The 14,962-nt window shown below is 71.7% G+C and carries 12 protein-coding genes and 1 pseudogene; 1 reads left to right on the forward strand and 12 read right to left on the reverse strand.

Annotated elements, in window-relative coordinates; translation table 11 throughout:
• Nucleotides 1-17: 17 nt before the first annotated feature.
• The 12 genes and pseudogenes from ACWCQM_RS29300 to ACWCQM_RS29355 form a co-directional block, all read right to left on the reverse strand.
• A pseudogene (locus ACWCQM_RS29300) lies at nt 18-1,085 on the reverse strand (pectate lyase family protein); the annotation flags it as partial.
• A gap of 26 nt (nt 1,086-1,111) precedes the next feature.
• Complete coding sequence (locus ACWCQM_RS29305) at nt 1,112-2,668, reverse strand: glycoside hydrolase family 43 protein (RefSeq protein ID WP_450918116.1); 1,557 nt, start codon at nt 2,666-2,668, stop codon at nt 1,112-1,114.
• Entirely contained in the window at nt 2,665-3,489 is an 825-nt protein-coding gene (locus ACWCQM_RS29310; RefSeq protein ID WP_450918117.1) for a DUF6807 domain-containing protein, read from the reverse strand. Before ACWCQM_RS29310 ends, ACWCQM_RS29305 begins: the two co-directional genes overlap by 4 nt.
• Nucleotides 3,486-4,658: a Gfo/Idh/MocA family protein gene (locus tag ACWCQM_RS29315; protein ID WP_450918118.1), complete on the reverse strand. Its 1,173-nt coding sequence runs from the start codon at nt 4,656-4,658 to the stop codon at nt 3,486-3,488. Before ACWCQM_RS29315 ends, ACWCQM_RS29310 begins: the two co-directional genes overlap by 4 nt.
• A complete protein-coding gene (locus ACWCQM_RS29320; protein ID WP_450918119.1) occupies nt 4,655-6,013 on the reverse strand; it encodes a pectate lyase family protein in 1,359 nt (452 codons plus the stop codon). Before ACWCQM_RS29320 ends, ACWCQM_RS29315 begins: the two co-directional genes overlap by 4 nt.
• A gap of 5 nt (nt 6,014-6,018) precedes the next feature.
• Nucleotides 6,019-6,936 (reverse strand): carbohydrate ABC transporter permease, encoded by a 918-nt coding sequence (locus ACWCQM_RS29325; protein WP_450918120.1) that lies wholly within the window; start codon nt 6,934-6,936, stop codon nt 6,019-6,021.
• Complete coding sequence (locus tag ACWCQM_RS29330; RefSeq protein WP_450918121.1) at nt 6,933-7,868, reverse strand: carbohydrate ABC transporter permease; 936 nt, start codon at nt 7,866-7,868, stop codon at nt 6,933-6,935. The genes ACWCQM_RS29325 and ACWCQM_RS29330 overlap by 4 nt, the downstream gene beginning before the upstream one ends.
• 189 nt (nt 7,869-8,057) lie before the next feature.
• Nucleotides 8,058-9,803, reverse strand: coding sequence for an L-arabinonate dehydratase (araD, locus tag ACWCQM_RS29335; protein ID WP_450918122.1), 1,746 nt, complete (start codon nt 9,801-9,803; stop codon nt 8,058-8,060).
• Nucleotides 9,800-10,702 (reverse strand): dihydrodipicolinate synthase family protein, encoded by a 903-nt coding sequence (locus ACWCQM_RS29340; protein WP_073747857.1) that lies wholly within the window; start codon nt 10,700-10,702, stop codon nt 9,800-9,802. The genes araD and ACWCQM_RS29340 overlap by 4 nt, the downstream gene beginning before the upstream one ends.
• Nucleotides 10,703-10,752: 50 nt before the next feature.
• A complete protein-coding gene (locus ACWCQM_RS29345; RefSeq protein ID WP_267076379.1) occupies nt 10,753-11,409 on the reverse strand; it encodes a GntR family transcriptional regulator in 657 nt (218 codons plus the stop codon).
• Nucleotides 11,410-11,628: 219 nt separating this feature from the next.
• On the reverse strand, nt 11,629-12,813 hold the full coding sequence (locus tag ACWCQM_RS29350; protein ID WP_450918123.1) for a hypothetical protein: 1,185 nt from the start codon (nt 12,811-12,813) through the stop codon (nt 11,629-11,631).
• Entirely contained in the window at nt 12,810-13,769 is a 960-nt protein-coding gene (locus tag ACWCQM_RS29355; RefSeq protein WP_450918124.1) for a 5-dehydro-4-deoxyglucarate dehydratase, read from the reverse strand. Before ACWCQM_RS29355 ends, ACWCQM_RS29350 begins: the two co-directional genes overlap by 4 nt.
• A 341-nt stretch (nt 13,770-14,110) precedes the next feature.
• Between ACWCQM_RS29355 and ACWCQM_RS29360 the strand changes: the two genes are divergently transcribed.
• Nucleotides 14,111-14,920 (forward strand): NAD-dependent epimerase/dehydratase family protein, encoded by an 810-nt coding sequence (locus ACWCQM_RS29360; RefSeq protein WP_450918125.1) that lies wholly within the window; start codon nt 14,111-14,113, stop codon nt 14,918-14,920.
• Nucleotides 14,921-14,962 lie beyond the last annotated feature (42 nt).

The raw sequence follows: 14,962 nt of genomic DNA on the forward strand, positions 1-14,962 counted from the left end.
TGTGTGCCGTGCGGCGCGGTACCGATGTACTTCTGCGGGCCGGAGTTCCGGGTGACGAGCCTCGGCACGTCGGCGGCCCGGTGCAGGGTGTACGGGTAGAAGTCGCGCGGCTCGAACGCGGTGCCCCGGGCGTCGGTGCGTCCCGTGGTGTTCTTCAGGATCGATCCGCGCTGGACCAGCTCGGCCGTGTCGTCGGCCTGGTAGGGGTGCTGGACGTCCTGGTAGTAGCTGTTCTCGATGACCATCTTCGTGGCGCCGCGCGCCCAGTTGCCGTACGTCCACAGCGGGTCCCCGTCCGCGACCTGCGCGGAGAGGTAGTTGTTGTAGAGGTGGGCGTAGGCGCAGTTGTCGGCGGACGGGTTGCGCTGCTTGGTGCCGCTGAACCAGTTGTGGTCGATCGTGATCTGCGTGGTGACGTTCTCCGTCCAGCCGATGCCGAGCGCCTTGTTGTGGTTGTCGAAGTGGTTGTACGACACGGTGATGTACTGGCTGTCCTTGCGGATGTCGAGCAGCCCGTCGCCCATGTGCGTCAGCCGGTTGTGGTCGATCCAGACGTGGTCGGCCGAGTCCATCTGGATCGCGTCGAAGTCCGTCGTCTTCCCGTCCCAGTCGCCTTCCACGTAGGAGTCGCGGATGGTGAGGTTGCGGATGATGACGTTGCTGGTGCCGGGGTTCAGGTGGAGCTCGCCATGGACGATCTCGCCCGTGTCGCCCGCCCCGACGATGGTCTTGTCCGACGCGACGTCGATGTCCGCCCCGAACGGCTCCACGGCGATGGAGCCGGCCACCCTGATGACGTAGGGCTTCTCGGCACCGGCGTACTTCTCCAGGCCCGCCTGGTCGGTGACGGTCACCACCTCGCCGCTGCGGCCCCCGGTGGTGCCCCCGGCGAGCGAGGCGAATCCGTGCGGGGTGCCGGGCCCGTGCGGGGTCCCGGGCCCGCCGCCCTGGTGGGCGGCGGCCGGCCGCGGCGCCTCCGCTGCCGCCGCCCCGCCCGGGGCTGCGGGCAGCAGGAGGGCGGCGGCGAGGGCGAAGGCCGTGAACAGCGTTCTCGCTCTGGTGCGCTCGGTACGGAGGTGCGTCATTGCGGCTCCCATACAGCGGTGCGGGGTCAGGTGGTGCGAGGTCTTTCGCTGGTGCGGAAGGCGGTGAAGCCGGCGGTTCCGGAGGGCCCGGTGCCGGTCGGTGCGGTGGCGAAGAGGCCGAGCAGTGCGCCGACCCAGCGCCAGGGGGTGGCGGCGAAGACCTGGCCGGAAGCCCTGAAGCCGGTGCCGTCGCCGGTGTCGGCGAAGAAGCGGCAGCGCGCGCCCCTGCCGACCTCGATCCGGACGCGGACGACGGCGCCGGGCGCGGGGCGGGGGTGTTCGGCGTCCCGCTCGTGCTCGGCGACGGTCTCGGCGTACCGGTGCACGAGCCGGGCCGTGCCGTCGGGGCCGGTCTCCAGGCCGATCCACGAGAAGGCGTCCCCGAGCACGGCGAGCCCGGCCTTGGAGCCCGGCTCGTCGCTGTCCAGCGTGATGCCGACCTCGACGGTGAACTCCTCGGCGGGCAGCCGCTGCACCAGGACGTTGGGCAGGGCCCGCAGGTCGTGCGCGTACGCGGTCCGTACGCAGCTGAGCCGCAGCCCGTCGCCCGCGTGTCCGACGGTCCAGCCGGGCCGGGGGTTGGCCGTCCACTGCCACTGGCGGCCGTGGCGCCCTCCGGGGAAGTCGTCGCTGGACGCGGGTGTCCCGGGGGTCCCTCCCGGCCCCTTCGGCAGGGGGTGGACGAGGACGGGTTCCCCCCGGTCGCCGATGACCGGCCAGCCGTCCTCCCAGGTCATGGGCTGGAGGTGCACCACACGGCCGTACGCCCCGCGTGCCTGGAAGTGGAGGAACCAGTCCTCGCCGGCGGCGGTGCGGACCCAGCCGCCCTGGTGGGGGCCGTTGACCTCGGTGGCGCCCTGTTCCAGGACGACGCGCTCCTCGTAGGGCCCGTCGAAGGTCCGCGAGCGGAAGGCGCCCTGCCAGCCCGTCTCCACTCCCCCGGCGGGGGCGAAGATCCAGAACCAGCCGTCGTGCCGGTAGAGCTTGGGACCTTCGAGGGTGAACCAGCCCGGGATCGTGTCGGCGTCGATCAGGGTCGTGCCCTCGTCGAGGAGCTCGCGTCCGTCGGGGCTCATCCGGTGGCCGGTGAGCCGGTTCTTGATGCCGGAGCGGGACTTCGCCCAGGCGTGCACCAGGTAGGCCTCGCCGGTCTCCTCGTCCCAGAGCGGGCAGGCGTCGATCAGGCCCTTGCCCGCCTTGACGAGGTGCGGGGCGCTCCAGGGGCCGCGGATGTCCTCGGCGTTGATCTGCTGGATGCCGTGGTCGGGGTCGCCCCAGAAGATCCAGAAGCGTCCGTCGTGGTGGCGCAGCGAGGGCGCCCACACCCCGCAGTCGTGGCGGGGCACGGCGAAGTCCGCGTCGGGTCCCAGCCGTTCGAGGGCGTGGCCGATGAGGGTCCAGTTGACCAGGTCGCGGGAGTGCAGCAGCGGCAGCCCGGGGACACGCCCGAAGCTGGAGGAGGTGAGGTAGTAGTCGTCGCCCACGCGGACGACATCCGGGTCGGACCAGTCGGCGTGCAGGACCGGGTTGCGGTAGGTGCCGTCCCCGAGGTCCGCGGACCGGAGCTTCACGGGGGCGCTCATGTGGTCGCCACCTTGCGGACGTGGGCGGCGGCGGAGTCGCGGTCGAGGCGGCCGTCGGCGACGACGGTGACGATCCGGCGTACGACGGTGGCTCCGGCGGGGACGGGCAGCCGGCGGTCGGCGGCGAGGGACGAGCCGACGCCGGGGTATTCGGTGGTCCGTACGAACCACGGGTCGCGCCGGGTCTCCTCGGTCGCGCCGGCGAAGACGAGCGTCCAGCCGTCCCCCGCGAGGGCCAGCCAGTCCGCGGCCCTGCCGTGCACGGCCTCCTCGCCGTCGAGGGTTCCGCTGAACACGGCGGGCGGGGCGGCCTCCTTGGGGGCGCGCCAGAAGAAGCCGCCGTACCCGGCGCCGGGGCGGCCGTTGGTGGCGGGGCTGCCGATGGAGAGGTCGCCGCCGCCCCGGTTGGTCAGGGAGAAGGAGAAGTCCAGCGCCCAGGCGGTGTCGGAGAGTTCGGTGACGGCGACGGTGCGGTGCTCGCGCAGCAGCTCGGTTCCGTCGGCCTCCCAGCTGAGCTCCTCCACGAAGCCGTCCGGGTCGCGGAGCTTCCAGCCGAGGTGGCGCTGCGTCCCGTGGTTGTCGAGCTCTGTGGGGCCCTGGCCGCGGACGAAGGTGCGTCCGCCCCAGAAGTTGTGCCCGGCCACGTCGGGCACCGCGACGGAGGCGCCGAGGTGGTGGATGTGGTCGGCCGGGCGCTCCTCGGTGACCGGGGTGCCGGCGAGGGTGGTGACGGGGTGGAGGTAGGGCCGGCTGTCGGTGTCGGGCCGGTAGGTGTAGCGGCCGACGGGGCGTCCGGCGCAGCTGAGGAGTGCCGTGGTCATGGTGTGCTCACCTCGCTGGGGCGCGCCCATGAGGCGCCTAGTTCGGAGAAGAGGGTGAGGGTGTCGGCCGCGGCGGCGACGGTTCCGTCGATGCCGCGTACGACGCGCCGGATGCCGCCGCCGGGTCCGTCCGGCCGGGTGTGCCAGGCGGCGGCGGGCAGCGCGGTGGGCTCGGGTGCGGTGCGTACGGCCTCGACGACCCGCATGAAGGCGCCGGTGCGCTCCGGCGGCACGAGGAGAGCGGTGCCGTGCTCCAGGTGGCCGACGAGGTTCTCCAGGAGGTCGGTCCGCCCGTGCACGGCCTCCTCGGGCCCGTGTCCGGCGCGCTGGACGAGGACGCGGTCCTGCTTGTACCAGAAGGTGATGCGGCCCCGGTCGCCGTGGACGATCACGTACGGCTCACCGGCCTCCTCCGCGCAGAGGGTGACCGCGACGGTGACGGGGAGCCCGTCGGTGGTGGTGACGCGGACGCAGCTGGTGTCGTCGGACTCGATGTCGTGGGCCCGGAACAGCTCGGTCTCGATGGACGCCACGTCCTCGGCCGTCCCCTTGTCGGCGAGTTCGAGCGCGGTGGCGACGGCGTGCGCGAGCGGGTTGGTGAGCACCCCGTCGACCACGTCCGTCCCGCCGAGCCTGCGGCGGCCCGCCCAGGGCGCCCGGCGGAAGTAGGTGTCGTCGCGTACCCAGGCCCCCGCGGCACCGATGCCGCGCAGCTCTCCGATGGCTCCGGAGCGTACGAGGTCCTTGATGGCGGGCACGGCGTGCGAGCCGAAGGACTGGAAGCCGACCTGGCAGGCGATGCCCGCCTCCCGTACGCCCTCGGTCATGCGGGCGTAGTCGTCCCAGGTCGCGGCGGGGGGCTTCTCCAGGAGGAGGTGGACGCCCCGGGCCGCCGCGGTGAGGGCGAGCGCGGTGTGGGTCGGGATGGGGGTGCAGATGATCGCGGCGCGGGCCCCGGTGGAGTCCAGCAGGGCGCCGAAGTCGGACGACTGCTCGGGGAGTTCACCTGCGAACGCCTCGAGTTCGTCCTCGGTCAGCGGGTTCAGCTCACAGATGCCGGCCAGTCTGACCAGGCCCTGGTGCTGGAGCCGGCGGATGTTGGCGAGGTGCCAGCGGCCGTGGCCCCTGGCACCGGCCAGGACGACGGGGAGGGGGGTGCTCGTGCTCATCGGGCAGCCCTCCCCGCTCCTGCCTCGCGGGCCACGTCGGCGGCGGCGCGTTCGGCGCTGTCGACGGGGCCGTGCAGGGCGGGCGTCCAGCCGGTGTCGGGGCTGAGGTCCTGCTCGCTGCCGGAGTTGTAGGCGTTGTAGATGGAGACGAGGTCGACGGGGAAGCCGTTGAAGACGGTGCCGCGCTGGGTGAGGGCGCTGCCGTTCCAGCTCTTGAGCAGGTCGGCGACCTCGACGTGGCCCGGGGCCTCGAAGGCGTTGTTCTCCGCGACGATCCGCGACTCGGTCGAGACGCCGAGGGAGTAGCGGTAGTCGCCGCCGTCCTCGGGGATGACGTAGCGGTTGTTGTAGAGGTGGACCTGGCCGAAGCGGACCCGGGGCGCGCGTTGCACGACGGAGTGGAACTCGTTGTGGTGCAGGGTGACGCGGAGCTTGCCCCGGTCGGTGGTGACCCCGTCGCCGTTGCCGATCAGCATCGCCTTGTCGTGGTCGGCGAACCGGCTCCAGGAGACGGTGACCAGGTCGGAGCCGTTGGTGATGTCGAGGAGCCCGTCGTGGCGCAGGAAGTTGCGTCCGAAGAGGGTGGGCTCCTCGTCGTCGGGCCTGCCCTTGTCGCTCGCGGTGACGTGGTCGACCCAGACATGGGTGGCGCCGCGCAGCCAGAGCGTGTCGTACGCCGTCTTCCAGTCGCCGAGTCCGCCGGTGTTGGGCTGCCAGGCCGGGAAGCAGTCGTAGGCGTCGCGCAGTTCGAGGTTGCGGACGATGACGTTGTCCGCGTCCCTGACCTGGAGGCTCGCGCCCTTCAGCACCGCGCCGGTGCCGACGCCGACGAGGGTGGTGTTGGAGCCGACCAGGAGTTCGACGCGCTCGGCCTGGCGGGCGGCGGATGCCTTGCGGGCGTCCTCCTGGGCTCCCGCCGGCTTGGCTCCGCCCCAGGTGCGGGGGTCGTAGGCGGCGAGGTAGGCGTCGAGGGCGTAGCCGTCGGTGGCGTAGTCGGAGCAGTCCAGGCGCCGTCCGCGGTCGTCGGTGTTGGCGTCGATGGTCCCCGCGACCTTGATGATCTTCGGGGTGGAGCTGCCGCCGTCGAGCGCCGCGACGAGCTGCGCCCTGGTGCGCACGGTGAAGACGTGGGCGTCGTCCGCGGCCGAGCCGCCGGTGGTCCCGGCGCCCTCGGCCGCCCAGCCGTCGCCCTCGGGCAGGACCTCGCGGCCGAGGTCGCGTTCCGGGGCCGCGGGCCGCGCCGAGGGGGCCGGGGTGGCCGCCTCGGCGCCGGGCTGGAGGGCCAGGCTGCCGAGGAGCAGGGCGAGCGCGGCGGCGGCTCTGCGCGCCGTACGGGGACGGAGCTTGGGGGTCATGTCCGTCATCCCTTCACGGCGCCGGCGCTGAAGCCGGTGATGAGCCACTTCTGGATGAAGGCGAAGACGATCACCACGGGCACGGCGGCGATGACTCCGCCCGCGGCCAGCGCCCCCAGGTCGACGCTGTCGGCGCCGATGAGGGTGTTCAGGCCGACCGGGATCGTCTGCTTGTCCTGCTCGCTGAGGAACATCAGGGCGAACAGGAAGTGGTTCCAGCTGTGGACGAAGGCGAAGGAGCCTACGGCGATCAGTCCGGGGCGCAGCAGCGGCAGCACCACGGCGCAGAAGGCCTTGAAGCGCGAGCAGCCGTCCACCCAGGCGGCCTCTTCGAGGGAGACCGGCACGTTCTTGATGAAGCCGCTGATCAGGATGATCGACAGGGGGAGCTGGAAGACGGTCTCCGCGATGACGACACTCCCCAGGGAGTTGATCATCTGGAGGTTCTTGAAGATCTCGAAGAGCGGCACGAGCATCAGTGCGCCCGGGATGAACTGCGAGCAGAGCAGCGCCAGCATGAAGGCGCCCTTGATCTTGAAGTCGAACCGGGCCAGGGCGTAGCCGCCGGCCAGCGCGACCAGGGTCGTGGCGATCAGCGTCGCGACGCCGACGATCATGCTGTTCTGGAAGAAGAGGGCGAAGCTGCGCTCGTTCCAGACCTTGGAGAAGTGGTCCCCCGTCATCGGCCAGGGCACCAGCGAGGTGGAGCCGGCGGGCCGTACGGCGAAGAGGAACATCCAGTAGAACGGGATGAGCGTGAAGAGCAGATAGATGCCGAGCGGCACATAGATCTGCCAGCGCGGTACGTCGTCGAAGGCACGCTCGCGCTTGCTGCGCCGGGGCGCGGAGGGCGGCGGGGCGTCGTCGCCCGTGGAGAGGCCCGGCGTGCGGGCGCTGTTCTTCTCTGCGAGTGCGGCAGTCACTTGTGGTCGCCTCCGAACTTGCTCAGGCGCAGATAGACGATCGAGCAGAAGAGGAGGATCACGAAGGCGACGGTGGTGAGCGCCGAGGCGTATCCGAAGTCGTGGCCCTCGATGCCTGTATTGGCGACGTAGAGCGGGAGTGTGGTCGTCTCACCCGCCGGCCCGCCACCGGTGAGGGTGTAGAGCAGGTCGACGTTGTTGAACTCCCAGACCCCGCGCAGCAGGGTGGCGAGGATGATCGCGTCGCGCAGGTGCGGGAGGGTGATGTGGAAGAACTGCCGCATCCGCCCCGCGCCGTCCACCGCGGCCGCCTCGTACAGCTCCTTGGAGACGGACTGGAGGTCGGCGAGGATGAGGATGGCGAAGAAGGGGACACCGCGCCAGAGTTCGGAGATGGTCGCCGCCCAGAAGACCGTCCCGGTGTCGGAGAGCACCGAGGTGCCGTACTCGCCGATCCCGGCGTCCGCGAGGTAGCGGCTGAAGCCGGTGGACGAGTTGTAGAGCAGGATCCAGATGGTGCTGGTCAGCACGCCGGAGACGGCCCAGGGCGAGAAGACCATGGCGCGGGATATGCCGCGGCCGATGAAGGTCTGGTTGACGATCAGCGCGAGGGCGAGGCCGAGGGCGAGCTGGAGGGTCACCTGGGTGAAGACCCACTGGGCGCTGAAGCCGAGCGTCGGCCAGAACTGCTCGTCCTCGGTGAAGATCCGGGTGAAGTTGTCGAGGCCCGCGAAGCCGTTCCGCCACGGCTTGGTGACGTTGTAGTTCTGAAGGCTGTAGTAGAAGACGCTGACCACCGGATAGGCGATGAAGCCCAGCATCAGCAGGCCCGCGGGCGCGATCAGCAGGTACGGCAGGCGGCGGGGACTCGCCGAACGGCGCTTGGGCGCCTTCGCCTTGGGCGGCGGTGGGGCCACGGCTGCGTGGGCCATGACGCTCTCCGATCTCTGGGAAGTGCGGGATGTGCCGTGCTCTCGGTGCGTTCTTTCGGTGCGGTGCGGTGCGTGCGCTCCATGCTCACGGTGCGTTCGGTGCGCGTTTTCCGTGCATGGTGCAAGCGCTTACCGCATGCCGTTCGGTATCCCGGACGGGAGCGGCGCGCTGAATTCCGTGCGCCCGGTTCAGCCCGCGTACGGGTCGGGCACTTCTCCCTGCCGGGCCAGGAACGTGAAGTCGCATCCCGTGTCGGCCTGGGTGATCTGGTCCTGGTAGAGCGCGCCGTAACCGCGCCCGTAGCGGGCGGGCGGCTCGGTCCACTCGGACCTGCGCTGCTCCAGCTCCTCGTCGGACACGTCGAGGTGGAGCAGCCGCGCCTCCACGTCCAGCGTGATCAGGTCCCCGGTGCGGACCAGGGCGAGCGGTCCGCCGACGAAGGACTCGGGCGCGATGTGCAGGACGCAGGCCCCGTAACTGGTGCCGCTCATCCGGGCGTCGGAGAGCCGCACCATGTCACGCACCCCCTGCTTGAGCAGGTAGTCCGGGATCGGCAGCATGCCGTACTCGGGCATGCCGGGGCCGCCCTTGGGGCCGGCGTTGCGGAGCACCAGCACATGGTCCGGGGTGAGGGCCAGGGCCGGGTCGTTGATGGTGCGCTGCATCTCCTTGTAGTCGTCGAAGACGACCGCGGGCCCGGTGTGGCGGAGCAGATGCGGCTCGGCGGCGATGTGCTTGATGACGGCGCCGTCGGGGCAGAGGTTGCCGCGCAGCACCGCCACGCCGCCCTCCTCGGCCAGGGGGTTGTCCCGCTCCCGGATGACGTCGGTGTTGTGCACGAGAGCCCCGTCGATCTGTTCGCGCAGGGTGTCGTGGGTGACGGTGGGCCGGTCCAGGTGGAGTACGTCGGTGAGCCGGGCCAGGAATCCCGGCAGCCCTCCGGCGAAGTGGAAGTCCTCCATCAGGTACTTACCGCCGGGGCGGAGGTTGGCGAGGACCGGGACGGTGCGGGCGATGCGGTCGAAGTCGTCCAGGGTGAGCTTCACCCCGGAGCGGCCGGCCATCGCGATCAGGTGGATGACGGCGTTGGTGGAGCCGCCGAGCGCGAGCACCGTGGCGACGGCGTCCTCGTAGGCGTCCGCCGTGAGGATCCGCGACAGCGTGAGCTGCTGCCACACCAGTTCGACGATACGGAGGCCGGACTGCGCGGCCATCCGGTCGTGGCCGGAGTCCACGGCCGGGATGGAGGACGCTCCCGGCACGGTGACGCCCAGCGCCTCGGCGGCGGCGGTCAGGGTCGAGGCGGTGCCCATCGTCATGCAGTGGCCGGGAGAGCGGGCGAGCCCGTTCTCCAGTTCGCCCATCTCGCAGTCGCCGATGAGTCCGGCCCGCTTGTCGTCCCAGTACTTCCACATGTCCGTGCCGGAGCCCAGGACCTCGTTGCGCCAGTGGCCGGGCAGCATGGGCCCGGCGGGCACGAAGACCGTCGGCAGGTCGACGGACGCGGCGCCCATCAGCAGCGCGGGGGTGGACTTGTCGCAGCCGCCCAGCAGCACCGCGCCGTCGACGGGGTAGGAGCGCAGCAGCTCCTCCGTCTCCATCGCCAGCATGTTGCGGTAGAGCATCGGGGTCGGCTTCTGGAAGGTCTCCGAGAGCGTGGAGACCGGGAATTCGAGCGGGAAGCCGCCCGCCTGCCAGACGCCCCGCTTGACCGCCTGCGCGCGGTCGCGCAGATGGACGTGGCACGGGTTGATGTCGGACCAGGTGTTGAGGATCGCGATGACCGGCTTGCCCAGGTGCTCCTCGGGGAGGTAGCCGAGCTGCCGGGTGCGGGCGCGGTGACTGAAGGAGCGGAGCCCGTCCGTGCCCCACCACTGGTGGCTGCGCAGCTCCTCGGGGGCGATACGGCGGCCCGCCGTGCGGTCGGCTGTCATATCGACCACCCGGCGACCTGGTCGGCGACCTCGGCGCGCTGCGCCTCGGGGAGCACCCGGCTCGGCGGGCGCACATCGCGGCGGCAAAGTCCGAGCGAGGCCAGGGCCTCCTTGACGACCGTCACGTTGTTCGCGGACTGCCGGTCGGCGCGCAGTTCCTCGAAGCGGCGGATCCGCTCCCAGACCTTCATCGCCGCGGTGTAGTCGCCGGCCCGCAGCGCCTCCAGCATGTCCAGCGAGACGCCGGGGGCGATGTTGACCAGGCCGGAGGTGAATCCGGTGGCGCCGGTGGCGAAGTAGGAGGGGGCGTACAGCTCGGCGAGCCCCGCGACCCAGACGAACCGCTCCAGGCCAGCGTCGCGGGCGAACGCGCCGAAGCGGGCGGCGTCCGGCACGGCGTACTTCACGCCGATGACGTTGGGGCAGGCGTCGGCGAGCTCGGTGAGCGCCTCGCCCGTCAGCAGCGGGTTGCGGATGTAGGGGACGACGCCGAGCTCCGGGACGGCCTCCGCGATGGCGCGGTGGTAGTCGATCCAGCCGTCCTGCGAGACGTAGGGGTGCACGGGCTGGTGCACCATCACCATCTCGGCCCCGGCCTCCCTGGCGTGCTCCGCGGCGGCCACGGCGGTCGGCACGTCGTGGCCGACACCCACCAGCACGGTGGCCCGGCCGCCCGCCTCCTCGATGGTCAGCTCGGTGACGGTACGCCGCTCGTCGGGGGTGAGCGCGTAGAACTCACCGGTGTTGCCGTTCGGGGTGACGATGCGGACGCCGCCGTCGAGCAGCCTGCGCAGCAGGGCGCGGTGGGCCGGAACGTCGATGCTCCCGTCCTCGGTGAACGGGGTCACCGGGATCGCCACTACGTCTGCGAGGGCCGCCTTCAGCGGGGTGAGGTCCATGCGGACTGGCCTTTCGTCGGAGTGCTGGTGAGTCGGTTCCAGCGGGTGGTTCACGCCGTGTCACCTCCGTCTTCGTCGTCGGGGAAGGCACGGCGTACGAACGATGCGATGTGGTCGTGCAGGGCTCCCGCGGCGGCCTCCGCGTCGGCGGAGAGGGCGAGCCGGAGGATCTCGCGGTGCTCGGCCGCCTCGCGCTCCCAGGAGGGGATGGCCGACCAGGCGACGGTCGACACGAGCGCGGCCTGGTCGCGGACCTCGTCGAGCATCCGGCCGAGCAGCGGGTTGCCGCAGGGCAGGTAGAGGGCCCGGTGGAAGTCCCGGTTGGCGAGCGACCTGTCCGCCTTGTCGATCGCCGAGTCGGCCCGCTCCAGGGCCTCCTGGGCGGCCTCCAGCGACGCCTGCCGGGTGATGGTGCGGCGCAGCGCCTCCGGCTCCAGGAGCAGGCGCACGTCGTACACCTCCCGGGCCATGGCCGCGTCCACGAGCCGCACGGTGGCGCCCTTGTACTGGCTCATGACCACCAGTCCGGTGCCGGCGAGCGTCTTCAGCGCCTCGCGCACGGGCGTCTTCGACACCCCGAACTGGGCGGCGAGTTCGGTCTCCACGAGTGCCTGTCCCGGGCGCAGCTGCGCGGTGAGGATCGCGTGCTTGATCGCCTCCAGCACGTACTGGGTCCTGGACGGGATCGGGGCAGGCGCAAAGGTCATGGGAAGGGTGCTCTCACATCTCGCGTATCGCGTCTCATATATGACGTACGAAGTATGACGCGATGAAGCTAGAGCGGTGCGAATGTTTCGTCAACGCTTCTGGCAGAAGAAATTTGGTTTCGTCGCCGGAAGTTGGAAAAGCCGCAGGTCCCCGGCGTGTGCCGGGGACCTGCGTTCGGGGAGACCGCGCCGGGAGAGCCGCGGGGGGCGTCCGGCCGGTCAGCCGCCTCGCACCGCGGACAGGGCGTCCGCGACCGCGCGGAGGTCCGGTCCGGAGGCCAGGCCCGCGTGGTACAGGCGCAGTTCGCCCGCGCCGAGCGAGGCCGCGTGCGCGGCGTCCCGTGCCAGGGTGCCGGGGCTTCCGCCCATGCCGGTGACCACGTTGAAGTTGGCGGCCAGCACCCCGGAGAGCCCCGCGAAGGGGCCCAGGACCGCCTCGCGCGCCGCGTCGCCGCCGGTGCAGGGCAGCACGACCCCGTCGGCCGTGGACAGGATGTGGGCGGGGTCCGTACCGACGTTGGCGCCGGTGCGGTACGGCGCGGGGTCGGCGTGCAGCAGGACCTGGAAGTCCGGCCCCGGCGCCGCGCTCCGCACCGCCGAGACGGCCGCCTCCTGGAGGCCCCTGGCGACCTGTCCGCGCCACCGCAGGGTGGCGTCGGCGAGGTCCGCGCCGAGCAGCTTCCCGACGCCCGGCCAGCCGGCCTCCCCGGACCCCTGACCGGCCCAGACGGGCTCCAGGGCGCGGCGCACCGCGGCCCGCAGCTCCTCCGCGTCCAGGCCGGCCGAGGCGTAACCGGCGCGGCAGTCGGCGCAGAAACAGAGGGACATCAGATACTGCGCGGCGTCCCCGAGGCCGACCCCGGAGGTCTTGTCGTGGGCGTGGAGATGGGCGAAGCCGTACCAGCCGCACGACTCCAGCTCGGTGCCCGAGGCCCCGGGGCGTACGGCCGCCTCGGCCGCCAGGTCCACCAGGTACGCGTGGACGTCGGGCCGCGCGATGCACGGCGCCCAGGGGTAGCGGTCGCCGTAGGCGTTGACCACGGAGGTGTCCGGATACTCCGCGCCCATGCGGGAGTTGTGCGCGAGGACCACCCAGGAGTGCACCTGGAGGCCCGCGTCCGCCAGCGCCTCGGCGGCCTCGGCGTACGGGTCCTCCCCCGGCACCCAGGACTGCGGGTAGGGACTCAGCTCGCGCCCCTTCCAGCAGCCCTCGTCCGGCGGATAGAGCACTGCCGCGTGTTCGGCGGTGACGATCCGGCGGGCGGGGTGGCGCGGCGTCAGGGCCCGGGTGGAGTGGTAGGCGGAGGCGAGCGTCACCTGCTCGACGCCGAGGCCGGCGAGCCGGCGGGCCGCGTCCGGGTCACCGACGACGTCCCAGGGGTACAGAAAGGCGGAGGCCTTCACCTGGCCTCCCCGGCGGGGTACTTCTCCAGCAGGGCGCGGCCGTTGGCGATGATCGCGGCCAGCTCCTCGACGTGCTCGGCGGGGGGCTCGGTGAGCGGGGTGCGGACGTGGCCGACGTCCAGGCCCTCCAGCCGGACGGCCGCCTTCACGAGCGAGACGGCGTAGCCCCGGCCCTTGGCCCGGAGTTCGACGAGCGGCCGGTAGAAGTGGTCGAGCAGCGCGTTGACGAGGTCGTCGTCCCCGGAGTCCAGCGCCCGGTAGAAGGCCAGGGCGATGTCGGGGGCGAAGGCGAAGACGGCGGACGAGTAGAGCGTGACGCCGATGCCCCGGTAGGCGAGGCCGGTGAGCTCGGCGGTGGGCAGCCCGTTGAAGTACAGGAAGTCCTCGCCGGGCAGCCCGGTGCGTACGGCGCTGACGATGCGCTGCATCAGGTCGAGGTCGCCCAGGCCGTCCTTGAGACCGATGATCCCGGGGGTCTTCGCCAGGGCGACGACGGTCTCCGGGGTGAAGACCGCGTTGTCCCGCTGGTAGACGATCGTCTCCAGGGACGTGGCGGCGGCGAGCGCGGCGTAGTGGGCGAGCAGCCCCTCCTGGCCGGCGACGACGAGGTAGGGCGGCATGGCCAGGAGCCCGTCCGCGCCCGCCTCCTCCGCGAGCTTCGCGTACTGGACCGCGAGCGCCGTGCCGTAACCGGCGCCCGCGACGACGGGCACCCGGCCCGCGGTCTCCTCGACGGCGGCGGCGACCACGAGGCGGAACTCCTCGGGGGCCAGCGCGTGGAACTCGCCGGTGCCGCAGCAGGCGAAGACGGCCGCCGCACCGGCGTCGACGCCCGCGCGCACGTGCGCGCGGAACGCGTCGAGGGCGATGGCGCCGTCCGGCCCGTAGGCGGTGACGGGGAAGAAGAGCGGCCCGGCGACGTCGGTGAGTCGGGCGGCAAGGGGGGCTGAGGTCACGGGCGCTCCCTGAGCGATTCAGGCGTGCACAATTATGATCGGCGTCCATATTCATGAACGGCGCCACGCTAAGGCAGTTCCGCGGCGAAGGTCAAGACAGGTGCGGCCGACGCGTGGCGGATCGCGCGAACCGGCGCCCCTCTTGACGCGGTCGGCGGGAACTTCTTAGCGTGTCCACGCATGTGAATGTCATCCATGGATTTGACGCTCCGGGCGGGTTGCGCCATGTCTGCGTGCCGCGCGTACCTTGCTGTCCGTACGTCCAGCTCCGCGCAGCACCCTGCCGCCCCTGTCCGCGCACGCCGCGACGCGTCCTGCGCCCGCACCGAGGAGATCCCCGTATGCCCACTCCCCGTACCGTCCTGCTCACCGGCGCCGCCGGCGGCCTCGGCACCCTCATGCGGGGGCTGCTGCCGGCGTACGGCTACGACCTCCGCCTCCTGGACCTCACCCCCATCGAGGGCGAGCCGGACGCCGTCACCGCCGACCTCGGCGACAAGGACGCTCTGCGGGAGGCCGTGCGGGGCGCCGACGCGATCATCCACCTCGCGGGCATCTCCCTGGAAGCCTCCTTCGACAAGATTCTGCACTCCAACATCGAGGGCACCTACAACCTCTACGAAGCGGCTCGCGAGGAGGGCGTCGGCCGTATCGTCTTCGCCTCGTCCAACCACGCGATCGGCTACACCCCGCGCCCGCGCGCCGGTGACCCGCTGATCCCGGTCGAGACCCCCCGCCGCCCCGACACCCTCTACGGCCTGTCGAAGTCCTTCGGCGAGGACCTCGCCCAGTTCTACTGGGACAAGCACGGCGTGGAGACCGTCTCCGTGCGCATCGGGTCCTGCTTCATGGAGCCGACGTCGGTGCGGATGCTGTCCGTCTGGATGAGCCCGGGCGACGGGGCGCGCCTCTTCCACGCGGCGCTCACGGCCGAGGACGTGCGGCACACCGTGGTCTACGGCTCCTCCGACAACACGCGCCTGTGGTGGGACCTGACGACGGCCCGCTCCCTCGGCTACGAACCGCAGGACGACTCCGAGCAGTACGCGGAGAAGCTCGTCGCCGAGCACGGCGAGCTGGACCCGCAGAATCCCGAGCACGCCCACATCGGCGGCCACTTCGTCACGGACCCGCCGATCTGGCCGTACTGAGGTCTGTCCGCGGGGCCGCCGGCCGGGCCCGGCCCGGAAAAC

The sequence above is a fragment of the Streptomyces sp. NPDC002125 genome, assembly GCF_053593715.1.